This window comes from Candidatus Pelagibacter bacterium nBUS_27, assembly GCF_051200985.1.
Lineage (GTDB): Bacteria > Pseudomonadota > Alphaproteobacteria > Pelagibacterales > Pelagibacteraceae > Pelagibacter.
This window is the reverse complement of record NZ_CP172845.1, coordinates 179,652-195,507: the sequence shown is the minus strand read 5'-3', so window position 1 is coordinate 195,507 and position 15,856 is coordinate 179,652. Positions and strand designations below refer to the sequence as shown.

The window sequence follows — 15,856 nt, the reverse complement described above, 5'->3', positions numbered from 1 at the left end:
TCTTCATCTTATCCCTCTAACATCTCTCTTGCATCAAAATTTAATTGCAACTCTTTCCATCTTTCATAACCTGTTGTAGGTACTCTTAAAGGTTGACATAATTTTACAGCTCTCAACGCACTTTCGGCTAATACTTTATAAAAACCCTGACCTGGTTTATTCATTCTAGCATGATCTAAAATTTCAGTTTTTACTACCGAACCATCTGGCTCAAGCATCAGTTTAATTCTTACTAACAAATCTTCATTATAAGGTAATCCAAGAGGAATACTCCAGCATCCAAAAATTTGAGCTTTTAAAGCATCCTCTTCACTAATAGTTAATCCTGAAGTTACAATATTCTTATCTTGATCTTGAGTAATATCGTTATTTTTTTTAACTACCTTCGCCGTATCTTCTTTTGCTTTATCAATTAATTTTGCAATATTATCCAAGTCAACTAATTCTTTTTTTTCAAACTCTGACACTTGTTTTACTTCTTCATCTAATTTATCTGGATTTTGTTTATTTTCTTTTTTTGTTTCAATTTTCTTAACAGTTTTATCTGGCAATGGAATTGCTTCGGGGGTTTGATTGTCAATTTTTTCTTTGTTTTCATCCAGCGAAACGACTGTTTTAGTCTTTGTTTTTTTAACTTTTTTTGGAGGAGCTTGTTCTGATACTAATTTTTTTTCTTTTTCTTTTAATTTTTTTTTCTTTTTTTTTTCAATTATTTTTTTTGCTTTTGGAGCAAATGGTATATTTGTTTTTTCTGCAATCTGTATAAGTTCAACTGAAACTATTGGTGGAATATCAACTGGTTTCTTTGCTAAAAAAGGCAAACTCATTGCTGTGATAAAAATTAAAGCACCATGTAAAACAGAAGAAATTATCAAACTTCTATTCACTTAAATTACCTTTGTTTCAATGGTTCTGATATTAATGCAACTTTAGTAAAACCAGAGCCTGATAATAGACCCATTATTTCAAGCACTCTTCCATAATTAATAGTTTTGTCACCACGAACATAAATTCTTGTGTCTGTTCTATTTTTTGAAACTGCCAATACTTTTGCAATTATACTATCAAATTCAACTTTTGCCTCTTGAATGAATATCTCTCCTTTTGAGTTAATTGATAAAGTAAGTGGTTCTGACTCTTCAGGAAGTGAGTCTGCTGAGCTTTCTGGCAAATCTACTTGCACCCCAACCGTTAATAATGGGGCCGTAACCATAAAAATAATAAGAAGAACCAGCATAACATCTACGAATGGTGTCACGTTAATTTCACTCATAGGTTCTTTTGATGAACGATTAAATTTAAACGCCATTTAAATTATTGTTAAAAATCTTTTTGAAAAGTTTTCTAATTTTTGAGAATATTTTTTTGAGTCTGTGTTAAATTTATTATAAGCAACAACTGCGGGGATTGCAGCCAACAACCCTAATGCGGTAGCAAATAATGCTTCTGCTATCCCTGGTGCTACAATTGCTAAACTTGTATTTCTTGAAATTGCAATAGATTGAAATGAATTCATTATACCCCACACTGTTCCAAATAAACCAATAAAAGGCGCAGTGGATCCAACTGTTGCTAAAAAGGTAAAACCTTTATCAATTTTAGACATCTGCTTTTCAATTCCAACTTCCAAGAAAGTGCTCATTCTTTCACTTAAATTATTTTTAGATTTTTTTTTCAACAAACTTTCCATAGCATCCTGAAAAACTACTGCCATAGGATCATCAACTTTAGTTGGTAAACTATTATAAAATGTTTCTGCTGACTTGGAGTTCCAAAATTTTTCCTCAAATTCTTCAGATAATTTATTTATTCTTTTAAATAATCTAAATTTTTCAATGATTACTGCCCATGAATAAATGGAGCAAATTATTAAAATAATCATCACTGATTTAACAATTATATCAGCCCTTAAAAATAAACTTATTAAAGAAAAATCAGTATTAGCACCCAATCCTACTGCCTGTGATGTGATATCAGCGTCCATTATTAACTCTTCACACTTAAATGTGTCATGAATTTGTCTTAAATTTTTGACTATTGCTCAATTTTGTAAGTTTCATAATAAAAACTTGCTATCAAAATAGCGTCCGCTTTATTAGAGTCTTTTTTTCTTGATAATTGACCCGAAAAATAAGGAAAAATTTCAATTGCCTTTGTTCTGCTTGCATCTTTTTCAGAATTAATAAGATTAAAATATTTTTTCCATTTTGCAGGTCTTACAAAATACATAGGTAATTGCATCGCAGAACAAATGCCTTTTAAAACTCCAAATGACTGTCCAAAATTAAACATACTAGTTACACCTTGACCCGGCATAGCTGATACCTGCTCTATAACTACTTTAACGTCTTCTTTTTCAAACTTTTTAATTCTTTCAGATATTTCATTAAAAATTTGAGAGCCATTTACCTGTTTTTTATTTTTTTTACCCTCAGCCATTGTTGGCATTTCTAACACATCAATGATTTTACCCTCGTGAAAAAAACAAATTGATCCAGAGATGCCTGGATCGATGCCAATTACCAACATTAATTATTACCAAAGTTAACATTTGAAAAAACATTTTGCACATCATCATCATCTTCTAATGTTTCTAAAAAATTAATTACTGTCTCTTCTTTATCTTTCTCAATATTAACACTATTTAAGGGAATCCATTCAATCTCTGTAGAAATAAAATTTGAAATAATTTTTTCTAATTTTTTTTTTACATTATAAATTTCACTCATGGCACATTGAATTTCGTGAAATTCATTATTGGAAATACATTCGTCTGCCCCTGAGTCTATTGCTAATTCAAAAATGTTTTCCTCAGATATTTCTTTTTTATCAATTTTAATGATACCTAATTGATTGAAATTATGAGATGCAGAACCTTGAGTTCCCAAACTACCACCATTTTTTTGAAATATAGTTCTTATGTTCGATGCAGTTCTATTTTTATTGTCTGTTAAAGTTTCTACAATTACTGCAATTTTATCTGGGCCAAATCCCTCATATCTTAAATTTTCAAAATTAGACTCTGCGTTAACTGATGATTTATCAATAGCTCTCTCAATATTGTCTTTTGGCATATTAGCAGATCTTGCAGCTTGAATTGCAGATCTTAATCTTGGATTCATTGCTGGATCATTATCGCCTAGTTTTGCAGCTACACTTATCTCTTTAGATAATTTTGAGAAAATTTTAGATCTTTGCTTATCTGCTTTTCCCTTTGAATGTTTAATACTCGCCCACTTTGAATGACCTGACATAATTTTTTTAAGTATTTTTTAACTGACCTCCACAAATGTAACTTTCAATATTATTTGCTAATCCATTTTCTATATTACAATCAACAATTACACCACACAAAGTAGCATCACCTATAGCTGGAAAATGTTTAATTGAATTTTTTTTTAAAAATCTATTCAATGAATTTTCAGTATTCATGCCAATAACAGAATTATAATCTCCACACATTCCAGCATCTGTTTGATATGCTGTGCCACCTTCTAGTATTCTTGCATCATTAGTCGGAATATGAGTGTGAGTTCCAACAACTAATGTGGCTTTACCATCAAAAAAATGTCCTATTGCATTTTTTTCGCTTGTTATTTCACCGTGAAAATCAACTATAAGCAAATCATAGTCTTCTTTTAGCTTATGCTGTTTCATAAATTTTTCTGAAACTTCAAAAACGTCATCACTTTTTTTCATAAAGACATTGCCCATTAAGTTTAACACTCCAATCTTAATATTGTTTTTAGTGTTATAAATATTAAAGCCTTTACCTGGAGCTGGTTCAAAAAGATTTTTAGGACGTAACAATTTATGCTCTTTGTCTATGAATTCCATTATTTCTTTTTGGTCCCACACATGGTTGCCAGTTGTAATGACATCAACTCCACAATTAAAAAAATCATTACATATTTCTTTAGTTAAACCTACACCTTGAGAAGCTGCATTCTCACCATTTACAATTACAAAATCTATTTTTTTTGATTTAATTTCGTTCATTAGATTATTCATCAGTTTTGAACAACCTGAAATTCCAACTACATCACCTAAAAATAATATTTTCATCTTAAAATTTCTTTTTCTGTAATTATAAAATCTAATCTTTTATCATATCGATTTATAGGTATGGATGAAGTTTTTTGGAAAGAAAAAGCTAAACCAATTTTTATTATCTTTTTAATTTTTTCAATTTTTTGAATATAACGATCATAAAAACCACCACCATAGCCCAATCGATTAAAATTACTATCATAAGCAACTATTGGGATTAACAAAACGTCTGGATAAAAAATCCTAGATGATAAAGGTTCAGGGATACCAAATTTATTTATCTTTAATAGATCATTATTTGACCATTTATAAAAGTTCATCTGATTATTCTTTGTTATCCTTGGCAATGATGCATTAAAATCCTTTTTTTCTAATAAATCTAAAATTTCTAAATCGTCAATTTCATAATTAGATGGATAATAACCACCAATATTTTTAAGATTTGATATATTTGTTTTTAAAAAGGTAATTAACTCATCTGAATTAATTTTAAAATTTTTATCAAAATTTTTTTTTCTGATTTTTAAAATTTTTTTTCTAATTTGGGATTTATTCACAAAAATTTATTGAGAGATATTTTCTAATTTAGTTTTTTCAACAAAATTAGATATCTCATCTGCAGCTTCATCAATTAATTGTTCGTATTTTTTATGATTGACCTCAATTTCGTTTTTAAAAGTTGAATGATTAGCATTCAACTCATTAACCTCTTCTTCTTTTTTATCTCTGTAATCATAAATAAGTGATTTCAATTCTCTAAATTTATTTGAAAGATCTTTTAATTCATTTTTCTTTTGATCAACCCTTTTTTTAGTTTCATAATACTCATCCATAATTTTAACAGCTGTAATTAAAAGCAATTTATTTTCCCCTAAATTTCCAAGATTGTTTTTTAAATCATTAAACTTTTGATTTATATGGATTAGCAATTCTTCAAGATGCTCTTCTTGACCATCCTCACATGACAATAAAAATTCTTTATTGTTAAATTTAATACTTACATTTGCCATTTGTCTATTTCTTCTAATAAAGTATCTGTTTCTTGGTTTAATTCATCAATTTTTTCAGAGAACTCGGTCTGTTTTTTTTCTTCTAATTTTTCATTATTTTGAATTTCTTCAAGTTTTTTTGTTAAATTTGTGTGTTCATTTAATAGGGATTTATATTTATCCTCTAATTGAGATTTTTCAATTTCTAATTGAGTTTTTTGAGAATTCAAATCATCGATGTTATTTCTCAAATCAGGATTGGTTAGATCTAAATTTTTTAACTTTGATAAGGCCTCGTTTAACTTTTTTTCTTTTTCGATTATAGAATTCATATATATATGTTTATATTATTAAATAGATTCTTCTAAGTCTAGTCAGGATATTTTTGAATAAACTACATAATGATTTAGCTAATTGCATTAGATTTCTTTCAATTGATGCTGTGCAGAAAGCAAATTCTGGCCACCCTGGTATGCCAATGGGTATGGCAGATGTTGCAACTGTGCTATTTAAAAATTTTTTAAGATTTAATCCTAAAAATCCAAATTGGCTAAATAGAGATAGATTTGTTTTATCTGCAGGTCATGGCTCCATGCTTCTCTATTCTCTATTGTACTTGACTGGATATAAAAGTATTTCACTTAGTAGTATCAAAAAATTTAGACAGCTTAATTCAATTTGTGCGGGTCATCCAGAATATCACCCCAAAACTGGTATTGAGACTACTACTGGTCCACTTGGTCAAGGAATTGCAAATGCTGTTGGGTTTGCAATTGCTGAAGAAATTTTAAAAAAGAAACTGGGTAAAGAAATTATAAATCACAAAACTTATGTTCTTGCAGGAGATGGTTGTCTAATGGAAGGAATAAGTCACGAAGCAATGAGTTTGGCAGGACATCTGAAACTCAAAAATCTAGTGATGCTTTTTGATAACAATTCAATATCGATTGACGGACCAACTAGTTTGGCAGTTTCAGATAACTTTAAAAAAAGATTTGAAAGTTATGGCTGGGAATACATTCTTATCAATGGTCATAATGAAAAAGAAATTTTTAAGGCTCTAAAAAAAGTACAAAATGCAAAAAGACCAACTGTTATTTCATGTAAGACTAAAATTGGTTATGGCTCACCAAATAAATCAGGTAAATCATCATCACATGGAAGTCCTCTAGGTTTAGATGAAATTAAATTAGTAAGAAATGCTCTTAATTGGAATTACAAACCTTTTGAAATTCCAAATAAAATTTTAAATGAGTGGAAAAAAATTGGTAAAAAAGGACAAAAACTTGAGAATAATTGGAACAAAATTTATAAAAAGAAAGAAATAATAGTTAACAGTTTATTAAAAAATAATTTTACAAAAATTTTAAAAACAGAAAAACAAAAAACAATTAAAGAACTTAAGAGTTTAGCGACAAGAAAATCCTCAGAACTTACTTTGAATGCATTGACTAGTGTGAGTAATAATTTAATTGGAGGTTCTGCTGATTTGGCAGGATCAAACAATACTAAAACAAAACATCATAAGATAATAAAACCAGGTGACTTTAATAGTGATTACATTCATTATGGTGTGAGAGAACATGCAATGAGTGGGATAATGAATGGACTTGCTCTTCATAGTAACTTTATTCCTTATGGTGGAACATTTTTAATATTTTCAGATTATTGTAAGCCATCAATAAGATTATCAGCACTAATGAAGCAAAGAGTTATTTATGTTATGACACATGACTCAATTGGTCTTGGTGAGGATGGCCCAACTCATCAACCAATAGAACAATTATCAGGCTTACGTTCTATTCCAAATCTTAATGTTTTTAGACCTGCAGATAGAATGGAGACTATTGAGTGTTGGGAACATGCGCTAAAAAGTTCAAAAACACCAAGTGTTTTATCTTTGACTAGGCAAAACCTTGATCCAATAAGAATAAAATATTCAAACATCAATAAGTGTTCTTTTGGAGCCTATGAAGTATTACGAACAAATAAAAAGATTGATTTAACAATACTTGCAAGTGGTTCTGAGGTTAATTTGGCGATCGAGATTAGTCATAAATTGGCCAAAGATAAGATATACTCAAAAGTGATATCGATGCCTTGCCAAGATCTTTTTGACTTACAACCCAATTCATACAAACAAAAAATTATTAATGAAACAAAAATAAAAATTTCTATTGAAGCGGCATCAACAGATTGCTGGAAAAAGTATGTTGGTGATAATGGTTTAACCTTTGGAATTGATACATTTGGTAAAAGTGCACCATACAAAGAAATTTATAAACACTTTGGTTTAACAGCAGCAAACATTACAAACAAATCAAAAAAACTAGTTAGAAAAAAAATATGACTATAAATGTTGGAATAAATGGAATGGGAAGAATTGGACGAATGGTTATTAGAGCGATCATTGAAAGTCAAAACAAAAATATAATAATAAAACACATCAATAACAGATCTAATTCTGAAGCAAGTTGCGCTCTAATTAAATACGATTCTGTACATGGAAAATTTAATGCAGACCTTGATTGCGATGAAAATCATTTAATTATTAATAAAAATAAGATTACTTTTTCCCAAGAGTCAAAAATTGAAGATATTAATTGGAAAAAACTTGGTGTTGATTATGTTTTTGAATGTACTGGAAAATTTAATTCAAAAGAAAAACTACTAGCACACATTAATAATGGTGCAAAAAAAGTTATAGTTTCTGCCCCATGTAAAAACGCTGACAAAACTGTTGTTTTTGGCGTAAATGAAGGTGAGCTTACTAAAAATGATCAAATAATTTCTGCTGCATCATGTACTACTAATTGTTTAGCACCTGTAGTAAACGCACTTCATCAAAATTTTGAAATTGAAAAAGGTTTTATGACAACGATCCATGCTTTTACGAGCGACCAAAGAATTTTAGATAATTCTCACAAAGATCCGAGAAGAGCAAGATCAGCAAGCCAATCAATTGTTCCAACATCTACAGGAGCTTCAAAAGCTATAGGAGAAATAATCCCTTCATTGAAAGGAAAGTTGGAAGGTGTCGCTATGAGAGTTCCAACTCCCAATGTATCTCTTATTGAGTTAGTTTTTTGTACTAAAAAAGAGATAAGCAAAGAAAAAATTAATGATGCTTTTACAGAAATAACAAAAAATCAATCTAGAAAAGTGCTAGAAATAACTTCAGAAAAACTAGTATCTATTGATTTTAATCATAATTCATCATCAGCAATTGTAGACGCATCTCTTACTAGTGTTGTTGGTAAAAATATGGGAAAAATTTCAGCCTGGTATGACAATGAATGGGGATTTTCAAATAGAATGTGTGACATAGCAGAATATGTCCACAAAATCACTTGATGAAAAGTATAAAAGAGGAAACAAATCTTAATGATAAAAAGATATTGTTAAGATTAGATTTAAATGTTCCTTTAGATGGTGACAGAATCACTGATACAACAAGAATTGATAAAATTCTACCTACTTTAAAATTCTTAATCTCCCAAAATGCAAAAATAATAATTATTTCTCATGTAGGAAGACCAAAAGGAAAAGTTGTAAACGAACTTTCACTTAGACCAATATGTAAAGATTTGGAAATAAAATTAAGTCAAAATATAAAACTGATTTCAAAAAATGTTAACGAGATAACCTCTAAAGATTTATTTTGTAGTGATAATAAAAAAATAGTTATGTTAGAAAATATAAGATTTTGTTCTGAGGAAGAAAAAAATAATCAACAATTTGCAAAACATCTTGCAACTTTAGCTGACATTTATGTTAATGATGCCTTCTCATGCTCTCATAGAGCACATGCATCAATTCATGGTATAACTAAATTTTTACCTTCTTACTCTGGGTTGCAACTTAATTTAGAAGTTGATGCTTTAAAAAAAATCACTTCTGAAATTAAAAAACCTATAACCTGCATAATTGGAGGCTCTAAAGTCTCAACTAAAATTAATATAATTAAAAATTTAATACCTAAATTTGATAATATTATAATTGTAGGTGGAATGGCTAATAATATAATTAAATATATGGGTAACAATATTGGAAAATCCTTACAAGAAGAAAACTCTGATCCAATTATTAAAGAAATTTTTTCACTTTCAAAAATAGAAAAATGCAAAATAATATACCCTGAAGACATTATTGTAGGAAAGAATTTAAATGGAGTTCCTCAAATAAAAAAGTTAAATGAAATTTTATCAGATGAAATGATTTTAGATATTGGTCCAAAAACTATTGATATTATTAATAATATTATTGATGAAAGTAGTACTATTTTGTGGAATGGGCCTGCAGGGTATTTTGAAAATCCAAACTTCGCTAATGGCAGTATTAAAATTGCTAAAAAGATAATAGAAAATAATAAATCTAATAAAATTTATTCAGTTGCAGGAGGTGGAGATACAGTTTCATTATTAAATAATTTAAATGCAATAACCGATTTTAATTTTGTTTCAACTGCTGGTGGAGCCTTCTTAGAATATCTTGAAGGAAAAGAGCTTCCTGGTATAAAAGCTTTAAATTAATATGTCTGAACTTAATAAAATCGCTATAAAAATTCTTTCAAACGGTAAAGGCATACTTGCTGCAGACGAAAGTAATGGAACTATGACTAAAAGATTAGAGTCGGTAAGTGTTCAATCATCACCTGAAAATAGACTTCTTTTCAGAGAAACACTTTTTGCAGCGGACAGCATGAAAGACTGTATTGGTGGCGTTATTTTGTATGATGAAACAATCAATCAAACTTCAAATTATGGAAAAACAATCCCAGCTATGATCTCAGAAGCAGGGGCAGTTCCAGGAATTAAAGTAGACACTGGCGCAAAAGATTTAGCAAATTCATCAGAAGAAAAAGTTACCGAAGGCTTAGACGGATTAAGAGAAAGATTAAAAAAGTATTATACACTTGGTGCTAGATTTACAAAATGGAGAGGTGTTTATAATATTGGAGAAAAATATCCTAGTAAACTTGCAATCAACTCAAATGCTCACGCACTTGCAAGATATTCTGCTTTAGTCCAAGAATGTGGAATGGTTCCAATAGTTGAGCCAGAAGTCTTAATGGATGGTGAGCACTCAGCAGAACACTGTTTAATTAAAACATCTGAGGTAATTCAAAAATGTTTTGAAGAACTTATAATGCACAAAATTGATCTCACAGGAATAATTTTGAAACCAAATATGATTCTGGCAGGAAGTAAATCAAAAAATAAAATTTCTAATGAAGAGGTTTCGTCTAAAACGCTTGAGTGTCTTAAAAAATCTGTTCCGAGTGAAGTACCTGGAATTGCTTTTTTATCAGGAGGTCAATCAGAAATTCAGGCAACAGAAAATTTACACTTAATAAATATAAATAATGATACTAATTTTATAATGACTTACTCTTATGGAAGAGCACTTCAACAAAGTGCTTTGAAATTCTGGTCAAAAGATATTAAAGATATCAAAGGAACACAAAATATTTTTAATCATAGAGCAAAAATGAACACCTTAGCTGCTCAAGGAAAATGGTCTAGCGAACTTGAGAATAAATAAAAAAAAATTTATTTATCTTATTTCCCCCAACAATATATACCCCCAATTCTATCAAGATTTAAAAGAAGTGTTAAATACTGGTAAGGTTGGTTTTTTTCAAATGAGGCTAAAAAAATATTCCTTTAAGCAGAAAATTTTAATTGGAAAAAAAATAAAACAAATTTGTAAAAAAAATAGCGTAAAATTTTTAATAAATGATGATCCTATTCTTTCAAAAAAACTTAATGCCGACGGTTGTCATTTAGGACAAAAAGATATGGGCTTGAATGAAGCAAAAAAAATAATTGGAAATAAAATTATAGGAATTACCTGTCATAACTCTATTAATTTAGCAAAAGCTGCTATTAAAGGAAAAGCTGATTATATTGCCTTTGGCGCTTTCTTTTCTACTAAAACAAAAAAGGTTAAGTATAGAGCTACAACTAGAATTTTAAATAGAGTAAAAAAGTTAACTAAAGTACCAATAGTTGCTATTGGAGGAATTAATATAAACAATTATAAAAAACTGTTATTGAACAATGCTAATTTATTAGCTATTTCAGGCTACGTTTGGAAAAATAAAAAATATAAACCCTTTGAAACTATAGAAAAAATTAAATGAAAATAAATGCTGGTGAAATAAGAGTAGGAATGCTCTTAGAATATAAAAATGACTTATGGCTAGTTCTAAAAACTCAACATGTAAAACCTGGTAAAGGCGGGGCATTTGCTCAAGTTGAAATGAAAAGTGTAGGAAAAAATACAAAATTAAATGAAAGATTTAGATCTAGTGAAACTGTTGAAAAAGCAACACTTGAAGAAACAGTTTTTAACTATCTATATGATGATGAAAATAATTATATTTTTATGAATCCTAAAACATTTGAGCAAATTGAAATTAAAAAAGATATTATTGAGGAAAAAGGAAAGTTATTGACTGAAAACCTTGAAGTTACAGTAAGTTTTCATAATGAAAGTCCTATTTCAATTGAACTTCCTAATCAGGTAAAATGTAAAATTGAAACAACAGATGTCGCTCTAAAAGGTCAAACAGTTTCCTCATCCTACAAACCTGCTACTTTAGATAACGGATTAAGTATTCAAGTTCCGCCTTTTATAGATTCTGGTGATGAAGTTATTGTTGATACTAGAACATTTGAATATATTAAAAAAATATAATTAAGATGATATCTATATCAGCAAATCTCAATATAATGATAAAAGCTGCAGAAAAAGCCTCCAAGTCTGTTATTAGAGATTTTGGTGAAGTTGAAAAATTACAAGTAGCTAAAAAAGGACCTTATGACTTTGTTACAAAAACTGACAAAAATGTAGAAAAAATTTTAATTGAAGAATTATCAAAAATTAAAAAAAACTACTCTTTCATAACTGAAGAAACTGGAATAATTAAAAACAATGATAAAGAAAATATTTGGATTATTGACCCAATTGATGGAACAACAAACTTTTTACATGGCATACCTCACTTTGCAATCTGCATTGCGCTTAAATCAAAAGATGAAATTATTAGTGGTTTAATTTTTGACCCTATTAAAGATGAAATGTTTTTTGCTGAAAAGGAAAAAGGAGCTTTTATGAATAACCAAAGACTTAGGGTTTCTAAAAAAAACTTAATTGATGATTGTTTATTTTCAAGTAATCATGAGGGTGTAAAATTTAGTAATCTAAATATGAGGTATAGTGGATGTGCAGCATTAGATTTGGCTTATGTTGCTTCTGGCAGGCTTGATGGTTTTTTTCATAATAAGATTAATCTTTGGGATATTGCTGCTGGAGAAATATTAGTCAAAGAAGCAGGAGGAATTGTAAACGATATTCATAAATTTGATGTAAATAAGATTGATATTAAGGCTTCAAGTGCTGCAATTAATGACAAAATGTTGAAAAATTTAGTTAACTTTTAATTGTGTTATAAAATTCTTTTGTTATAAGTCTCGATATGAAAAAAGACATACACCCAAATTATCACACAATTAAAGTCGAAATGACTGATGGAACTCAATTTGAAACAAAATCAACTTGGGGTGCTGAAGGTGATTTACTTAAACTAGAGATTGATCCAAAATCTCATTCTGCTTGGACAGGTGGAAAACAAAAGCTAATGGATAAAGGTAGAATAAGTAAATTTAATAAAAAATTTCAAAACTTTAAATCAGATAAAAAAAATTAAATGTCAAATGCACCTTTGATGCCAATGGCTACAGCTGTTTGGTTAGTTGAAAATACAACACTTACTTTTAAACAAATCGCAAATTTTTGTAATTTACATGAAGTTGAGATTCAAGGAATTGCTGATGGCGAAGTAGCAAAAGGAATTAAAGCTTATAATCCTATAATCTCTGGTCAACTTTCTAGAGAAGAAATTGAATTATCATCTAAGGACGAAAATAGACCATTACTAATTAAAAGTACCGATATTGAAATATCGAATAATGATAAGAAAATTAAGAAATATGTGCCCTTATCCAAAAGACAAGATAAACCAGACTCAGCTTTATGGTTAATGAGACAGCATAATATGCTAAAAGACTCTCAAATTGCAAAACTTGTTGGTATTACAAAAAATTCAGTTACTTCAATAAGAAATAAAAGTTATTGGAACTATAATAATCTAAATCCAAAAGATCCTGTTGCTCTAAACCTTTTTAGTCAAAAAGATCTTATTGAAGCTTTAGAAAAAGCTGAAAGAAGAATTAAAAGAGAAAAGAAAGAGAAAGAGAAAGCAAAGCAATCTAAAGAAATATCTAACAATGAATAAATTTAATAGACATCAAAATCTTATAATGGTAACCAATCATCTTTAAAATAATATATGAAAATAGAAGTTAAAGATAACAACATTGAACAAGCTCTAAGAGTTTTAAAAAGAAAACTTCAAAGAGATGGTTTTTTTAAGGTAATAAAATTAAAAAATACATATGAAAAACCTTCAGAAAAGAAGAAAAGAATTCTACAAGAAAATATTAAAAGAGTTAAAAAGTTAAATAAACTAAAGAATAGAATTTAGATATACCGCGGGGTGGAGCAGTCTGGTAGCTCGTCAGGCTCATAACCTGAAGGTCGGCGGTTCAAATCCGTCCCCCGCAACCAAAAACTAGTTTCATATTTAACATCTAATTATTTTACATTTAAAATTAAATTCTAATTAAAATTTTAATTTTAACTTTTAAAAATCATCCTTTTTCTGGGCTTGTATTAAGAGAACTAAAAAAATTTAATAAAAAAGATCAAAGCTTATGGAGTGAAAGAACAAATAGAAAAATAGAATATTACGATGTTAAAAATATTAATATAAAAAAATATTTAGTATCAAGTCACGACGACAAAAAAACACTCAATATAATTAAAAAAAGGATTAGAGTAAAAGTAAAGTTATTTTTGATTATTTTTATTAAATCCAACATTCTAGATTTTTTTCAGTCAATTATTACAATCAATATTAATTTCTAATAAAATTTTTATTTCATTTTTAATAAAGCTGAATTTCCCTGTTTTACTGCTGATTTAAGATTAAATTTTCGTCTAATAGCATTGTCTACTCTAACAATTTTTTTGACATAATTAGGGATTCTACTTTTTGATAAAAAAAATTGTTTCATTGGATAACCTGCAATTCTTCCAATTCCTTTACTGGATTTTATTTTATCCACTCCATGAATTAAATTTCCATTGTAAAAAACAACAGATCTAGGATGCATTAATGAGTCAATATCAATTTTTTTATTTTTAATTATTAAATATAAACCTCCATCTTCAAAATCTAATTGTTTTGATGTTATGTTGAACATACAACTTAATAATAAATTATTTTTCTTTGTATCCTTGTGAGGAAACATCGTTCCTTCTTTGTCTGGGTAATTATTAATTTGTGAAAAAGAAACCTCCAAATCAGGGTTAAATAATAAACCATGGTTCTCATCAAGATCTAGTGCTAAATTTCTAACTTTATTAAGTTCAAAAATTAATCTCTGTGTAGGTTTGTGAATTGGAGTGTTCCATGGAAACTCTGTTCTACGAAACATAACTATTTTTTTTTCCCTTTTAAAAGAATTATAATTATCATCTCCTAAACTTCTTGTTGAACCATACAAATCACTACTTTTAAATTTCAAATAATCTTTAAAATATTCTATCCAAAATTTTTTAATTTCTTTAAAAACTCTTTGATTTATTACATTGTCATAAATGACATAATTTTTATTTCTAACATCATTAATGATTTTTTTTGGGTGGGGTAAATTTTTTAACATTTTAATAATATAAACGTCTTAAGAAATTAAAACCAATAAGTTTTTTTGAAAGTGTAAAACCAATTAAAGAATTGATTATTTTCTTCAAATATTTAAAATTACAATATTCAAATTCACCTACATACAACAGCTCTTTAGCACCTGTTCCAATCTTAAAGTCGTTTACGCCTCTATTTTCAGATGTTAGAGAACCTAGGTTAAATTGATCTATAGAAAGAATTTTTAAAACTTTTAGCACTTCCTCAAATAAACCAAATCCTGCAAATTTTTTTCTTCCCTCTAAACTAGTCGCTGCTGCAATATCCCAAGCTTTATTTTTTAAAACCAAAATAGCCCTGTATGCTAAAGGATTTTTATTTTCATCATAAGCTATTACAAAATGCATATTATTCTTCAAGGCGAACTTAAAATCCTCAAAGTCTTGATATTCCATCATTTTTATTTTTTTTTTTTAAACATTCCCAGACTTATTTCTACTAAATGATTGGAGTCAGGAGAGCAAGTATGTAGATAATCTAATTTTTTCTTTTTAGACCTTTTTAAACTATATTTAAAATCTCGAGAAGAAAGCTTAAAAATATTCTTTGTGTCAAATTCTTTAGCCAACTCTAAATAAGCGCACTTAGACTCGTTAGTCCTATAAATTGGTCTACTCCACATTTGAGAACTTTTGAAGAAATTCAAATTTTCTAAATTACTACTGCTATCATCAATCCTAATATAAAATACTCTGGATTTTGTATATTTTTTAACAGAATCTATAAATCCTTGATCTAGATTTTTAGAAGATCCTATGGCTCCTCCAGGACAATAGATAAAATTTACTAAAAAATATTTTTTATAAAATATTTGTATTAATGTTTTTTTTTCATTTTTGCATACTAGTCTTAATACTTTCCAATTTTTAAGTTTTTTTAAATCTGCCCATGATGTTAACTGTCTATAATTTGCATCATAATTAAATACATTTTGATCCCACTCTTCATCTGTTCCTTCAAAAAGTTCCCAATTTGTCATTTTGAA

Annotated in this window: 22 protein-coding genes and 1 tRNA gene; 11 read left to right on the top strand and 12 right to left on the bottom strand. The window is 28.3% G+C overall.

The window, feature by feature from the left end; all coding sequences use genetic code 11:
• Positions 1 to 8: 8 nt before the first annotated feature.
• From ACIJYG_RS01050 to ACIJYG_RS01010, 9 genes are read right to left on the bottom strand one after another with little or no spacing between them, the layout of a single operon-like run.
• Positions 9 to 887 carry a cell envelope biogenesis protein TolA gene (locus ACIJYG_RS01050; RefSeq protein ID WP_435097491.1) on the bottom strand — a complete coding sequence of 293 codons (879 nt, stop codon included), beginning with the start codon at positions 885 to 887 and terminating at the stop codon, positions 9 to 11.
• Positions 888 to 892: 5 nt separating this feature from the next.
• Positions 893 to 1,309: a protein TolR gene (gene tolR, locus ACIJYG_RS01045; RefSeq protein WP_435097488.1), complete on the bottom strand. Its 417-nt coding sequence runs from the start codon at positions 1,307 to 1,309 to the stop codon at positions 893 to 895.
• Entirely contained in the window at positions 1,310 to 1,984 is a 675-nt protein-coding gene (gene tolQ, locus ACIJYG_RS01040; protein ID WP_435097485.1) for a protein TolQ, read from the bottom strand.
• 50 nt (positions 1,985 to 2,034) lie between these two features.
• Positions 2,035 to 2,529, bottom strand: a complete 495-nt coding sequence (locus ACIJYG_RS01035; RefSeq protein ID WP_435097482.1) for a crossover junction endodeoxyribonuclease — start codon at positions 2,527 to 2,529, stop codon at positions 2,035 to 2,037.
• Positions 2,529 to 3,254: a YebC/PmpR family DNA-binding transcriptional regulator gene (locus ACIJYG_RS01030; RefSeq protein ID WP_435097479.1), complete on the bottom strand. Its 726-nt coding sequence runs from the start codon at positions 3,252 to 3,254 to the stop codon at positions 2,529 to 2,531. The genes ACIJYG_RS01035 and ACIJYG_RS01030 overlap by 1 nt, the downstream gene beginning before the upstream one ends.
• A 7-nt stretch (positions 3,255 to 3,261) precedes the next feature.
• Complete coding sequence (locus ACIJYG_RS01025; RefSeq protein WP_435097476.1) at positions 3,262 to 4,065, bottom strand: TIGR00282 family metallophosphoesterase; 804 nt, start codon at positions 4,063 to 4,065, stop codon at positions 3,262 to 3,264.
• Positions 4,062 to 4,607, bottom strand: a complete 546-nt coding sequence (locus tag ACIJYG_RS01020; RefSeq protein WP_435097473.1) for a 5-formyltetrahydrofolate cyclo-ligase — start codon at positions 4,605 to 4,607, stop codon at positions 4,062 to 4,064. Before ACIJYG_RS01020 ends, ACIJYG_RS01025 begins: the two co-directional genes overlap by 4 nt.
• A 6-nt stretch (positions 4,608 to 4,613) precedes the next feature.
• Entirely contained in the window at positions 4,614 to 5,060 is a 447-nt protein-coding gene (locus tag ACIJYG_RS01015; protein WP_435097470.1) for a cell division protein ZapA, read from the bottom strand.
• Positions 5,048 to 5,371: a 5-formyltetrahydrofolate cyclo-ligase gene (locus ACIJYG_RS01010; protein WP_435097467.1), complete on the bottom strand. Its 324-nt coding sequence runs from the start codon at positions 5,369 to 5,371 to the stop codon at positions 5,048 to 5,050. The genes ACIJYG_RS01015 and ACIJYG_RS01010 overlap by 13 nt, the downstream gene beginning before the upstream one ends.
• A 53-nt stretch (positions 5,372 to 5,424) precedes the next feature.
• Between ACIJYG_RS01010 and tkt the strand changes: the two genes are divergently transcribed.
• The 11 genes from tkt (at position 5,425) to ACIJYG_RS00955 (ending at position 13,673) form a co-directional block, all read left to right on the top strand.
• Complete coding sequence (gene tkt / locus ACIJYG_RS01005) at positions 5,425 to 7,389, top strand: transketolase (protein WP_435097464.1); 1,965 nt, start codon at positions 5,425 to 5,427, stop codon at positions 7,387 to 7,389.
• Entirely contained in the window at positions 7,386 to 8,393 is a 1,008-nt protein-coding gene (gene gap, locus ACIJYG_RS01000; protein WP_435097461.1) for a type I glyceraldehyde-3-phosphate dehydrogenase, read from the top strand. The genes tkt and gap overlap by 4 nt, the downstream gene beginning before the upstream one ends.
• Positions 8,393 to 9,571 (top strand): phosphoglycerate kinase, encoded by a 1,179-nt coding sequence (locus ACIJYG_RS00995; RefSeq protein WP_435097458.1) that lies wholly within the window; start codon positions 8,393 to 8,395, stop codon positions 9,569 to 9,571. Before gap ends, ACIJYG_RS00995 begins: the two co-directional genes overlap by 1 nt.
• Position 9,572: 1 nt before the next feature.
• On the top strand, positions 9,573 to 10,583 hold the full coding sequence (locus tag ACIJYG_RS00990; protein ID WP_435097455.1) for a class I fructose-bisphosphate aldolase: 1,011 nt from the start codon (positions 9,573 to 9,575) through the stop codon (positions 10,581 to 10,583).
• Positions 10,570 to 11,184, top strand: a complete 615-nt coding sequence (gene thiE / locus ACIJYG_RS00985; RefSeq protein WP_435097452.1) for a thiamine phosphate synthase — start codon at positions 10,570 to 10,572, stop codon at positions 11,182 to 11,184. The genes ACIJYG_RS00990 and thiE overlap by 14 nt, the downstream gene beginning before the upstream one ends.
• Positions 11,181 to 11,741: an elongation factor P gene (gene efp / locus ACIJYG_RS00980; protein WP_435097449.1), complete on the top strand. Its 561-nt coding sequence runs from the start codon at positions 11,181 to 11,183 to the stop codon at positions 11,739 to 11,741. Before thiE ends, efp begins: the two co-directional genes overlap by 4 nt.
• 5 nt (positions 11,742 to 11,746) lie before the next feature.
• Positions 11,747 to 12,487 carry an inositol monophosphatase family protein gene (locus ACIJYG_RS00975; RefSeq protein WP_435097446.1) on the top strand — a complete coding sequence of 247 codons (741 nt, stop codon included), beginning with the start codon at positions 11,747 to 11,749 and terminating at the stop codon, positions 12,485 to 12,487.
• A 35-nt stretch (positions 12,488 to 12,522) separates the two neighbouring features.
• Positions 12,523 to 12,753: a 50S ribosomal protein L31 gene (gene rpmE, locus ACIJYG_RS00970; RefSeq protein WP_029455604.1), complete on the top strand. Its 231-nt coding sequence runs from the start codon at positions 12,523 to 12,525 to the stop codon at positions 12,751 to 12,753.
• Positions 12,754 to 13,341: a cell cycle transcriptional regulator TrcR gene (locus ACIJYG_RS00965; RefSeq protein ID WP_435097443.1), complete on the top strand. Its 588-nt coding sequence runs from the start codon at positions 12,754 to 12,756 to the stop codon at positions 13,339 to 13,341.
• Positions 13,342 to 13,395: 54 nt separating this feature from the next.
• Positions 13,396 to 13,590 carry a 30S ribosomal protein S21 gene (gene rpsU / locus ACIJYG_RS00960; RefSeq protein WP_008544401.1) on the top strand — a complete coding sequence of 65 codons (195 nt, stop codon included), beginning with the start codon at positions 13,396 to 13,398 and terminating at the stop codon, positions 13,588 to 13,590.
• Positions 13,591 to 13,596: 6 nt separating this feature from the next.
• Positions 13,597 to 13,673: transfer RNA gene (locus ACIJYG_RS00955), tRNA-Met, on the top strand.
• A 368-nt stretch (positions 13,674 to 14,041) separates the two neighbouring features.
• Here ACIJYG_RS00955 and ACIJYG_RS00950 read toward each other — a convergent pair.
• From ACIJYG_RS00950 to ACIJYG_RS00940, 3 genes are read right to left on the bottom strand one after another with little or no spacing between them, the layout of a single operon-like run.
• A complete protein-coding gene (locus ACIJYG_RS00950; RefSeq protein WP_435097440.1) occupies positions 14,042 to 14,833 on the bottom strand; it encodes a hypothetical protein in 792 nt (263 codons plus the stop codon).
• Position 14,834: 1 nt separating this feature from the next.
• Positions 14,835 to 15,269, bottom strand: coding sequence for a hypothetical protein (locus ACIJYG_RS00945; RefSeq protein ID WP_435097438.1), 435 nt, complete (start codon positions 15,267 to 15,269; stop codon positions 14,835 to 14,837).
• 2 nt (positions 15,270 to 15,271) lie between these two features.
• Entirely contained in the window at positions 15,272 to 15,850 is a 579-nt protein-coding gene (locus tag ACIJYG_RS00940; RefSeq protein ID WP_435097435.1) for a hypothetical protein, read from the bottom strand.
• Between the last annotated feature and the right edge of the window lie 6 nt (positions 15,851 to 15,856).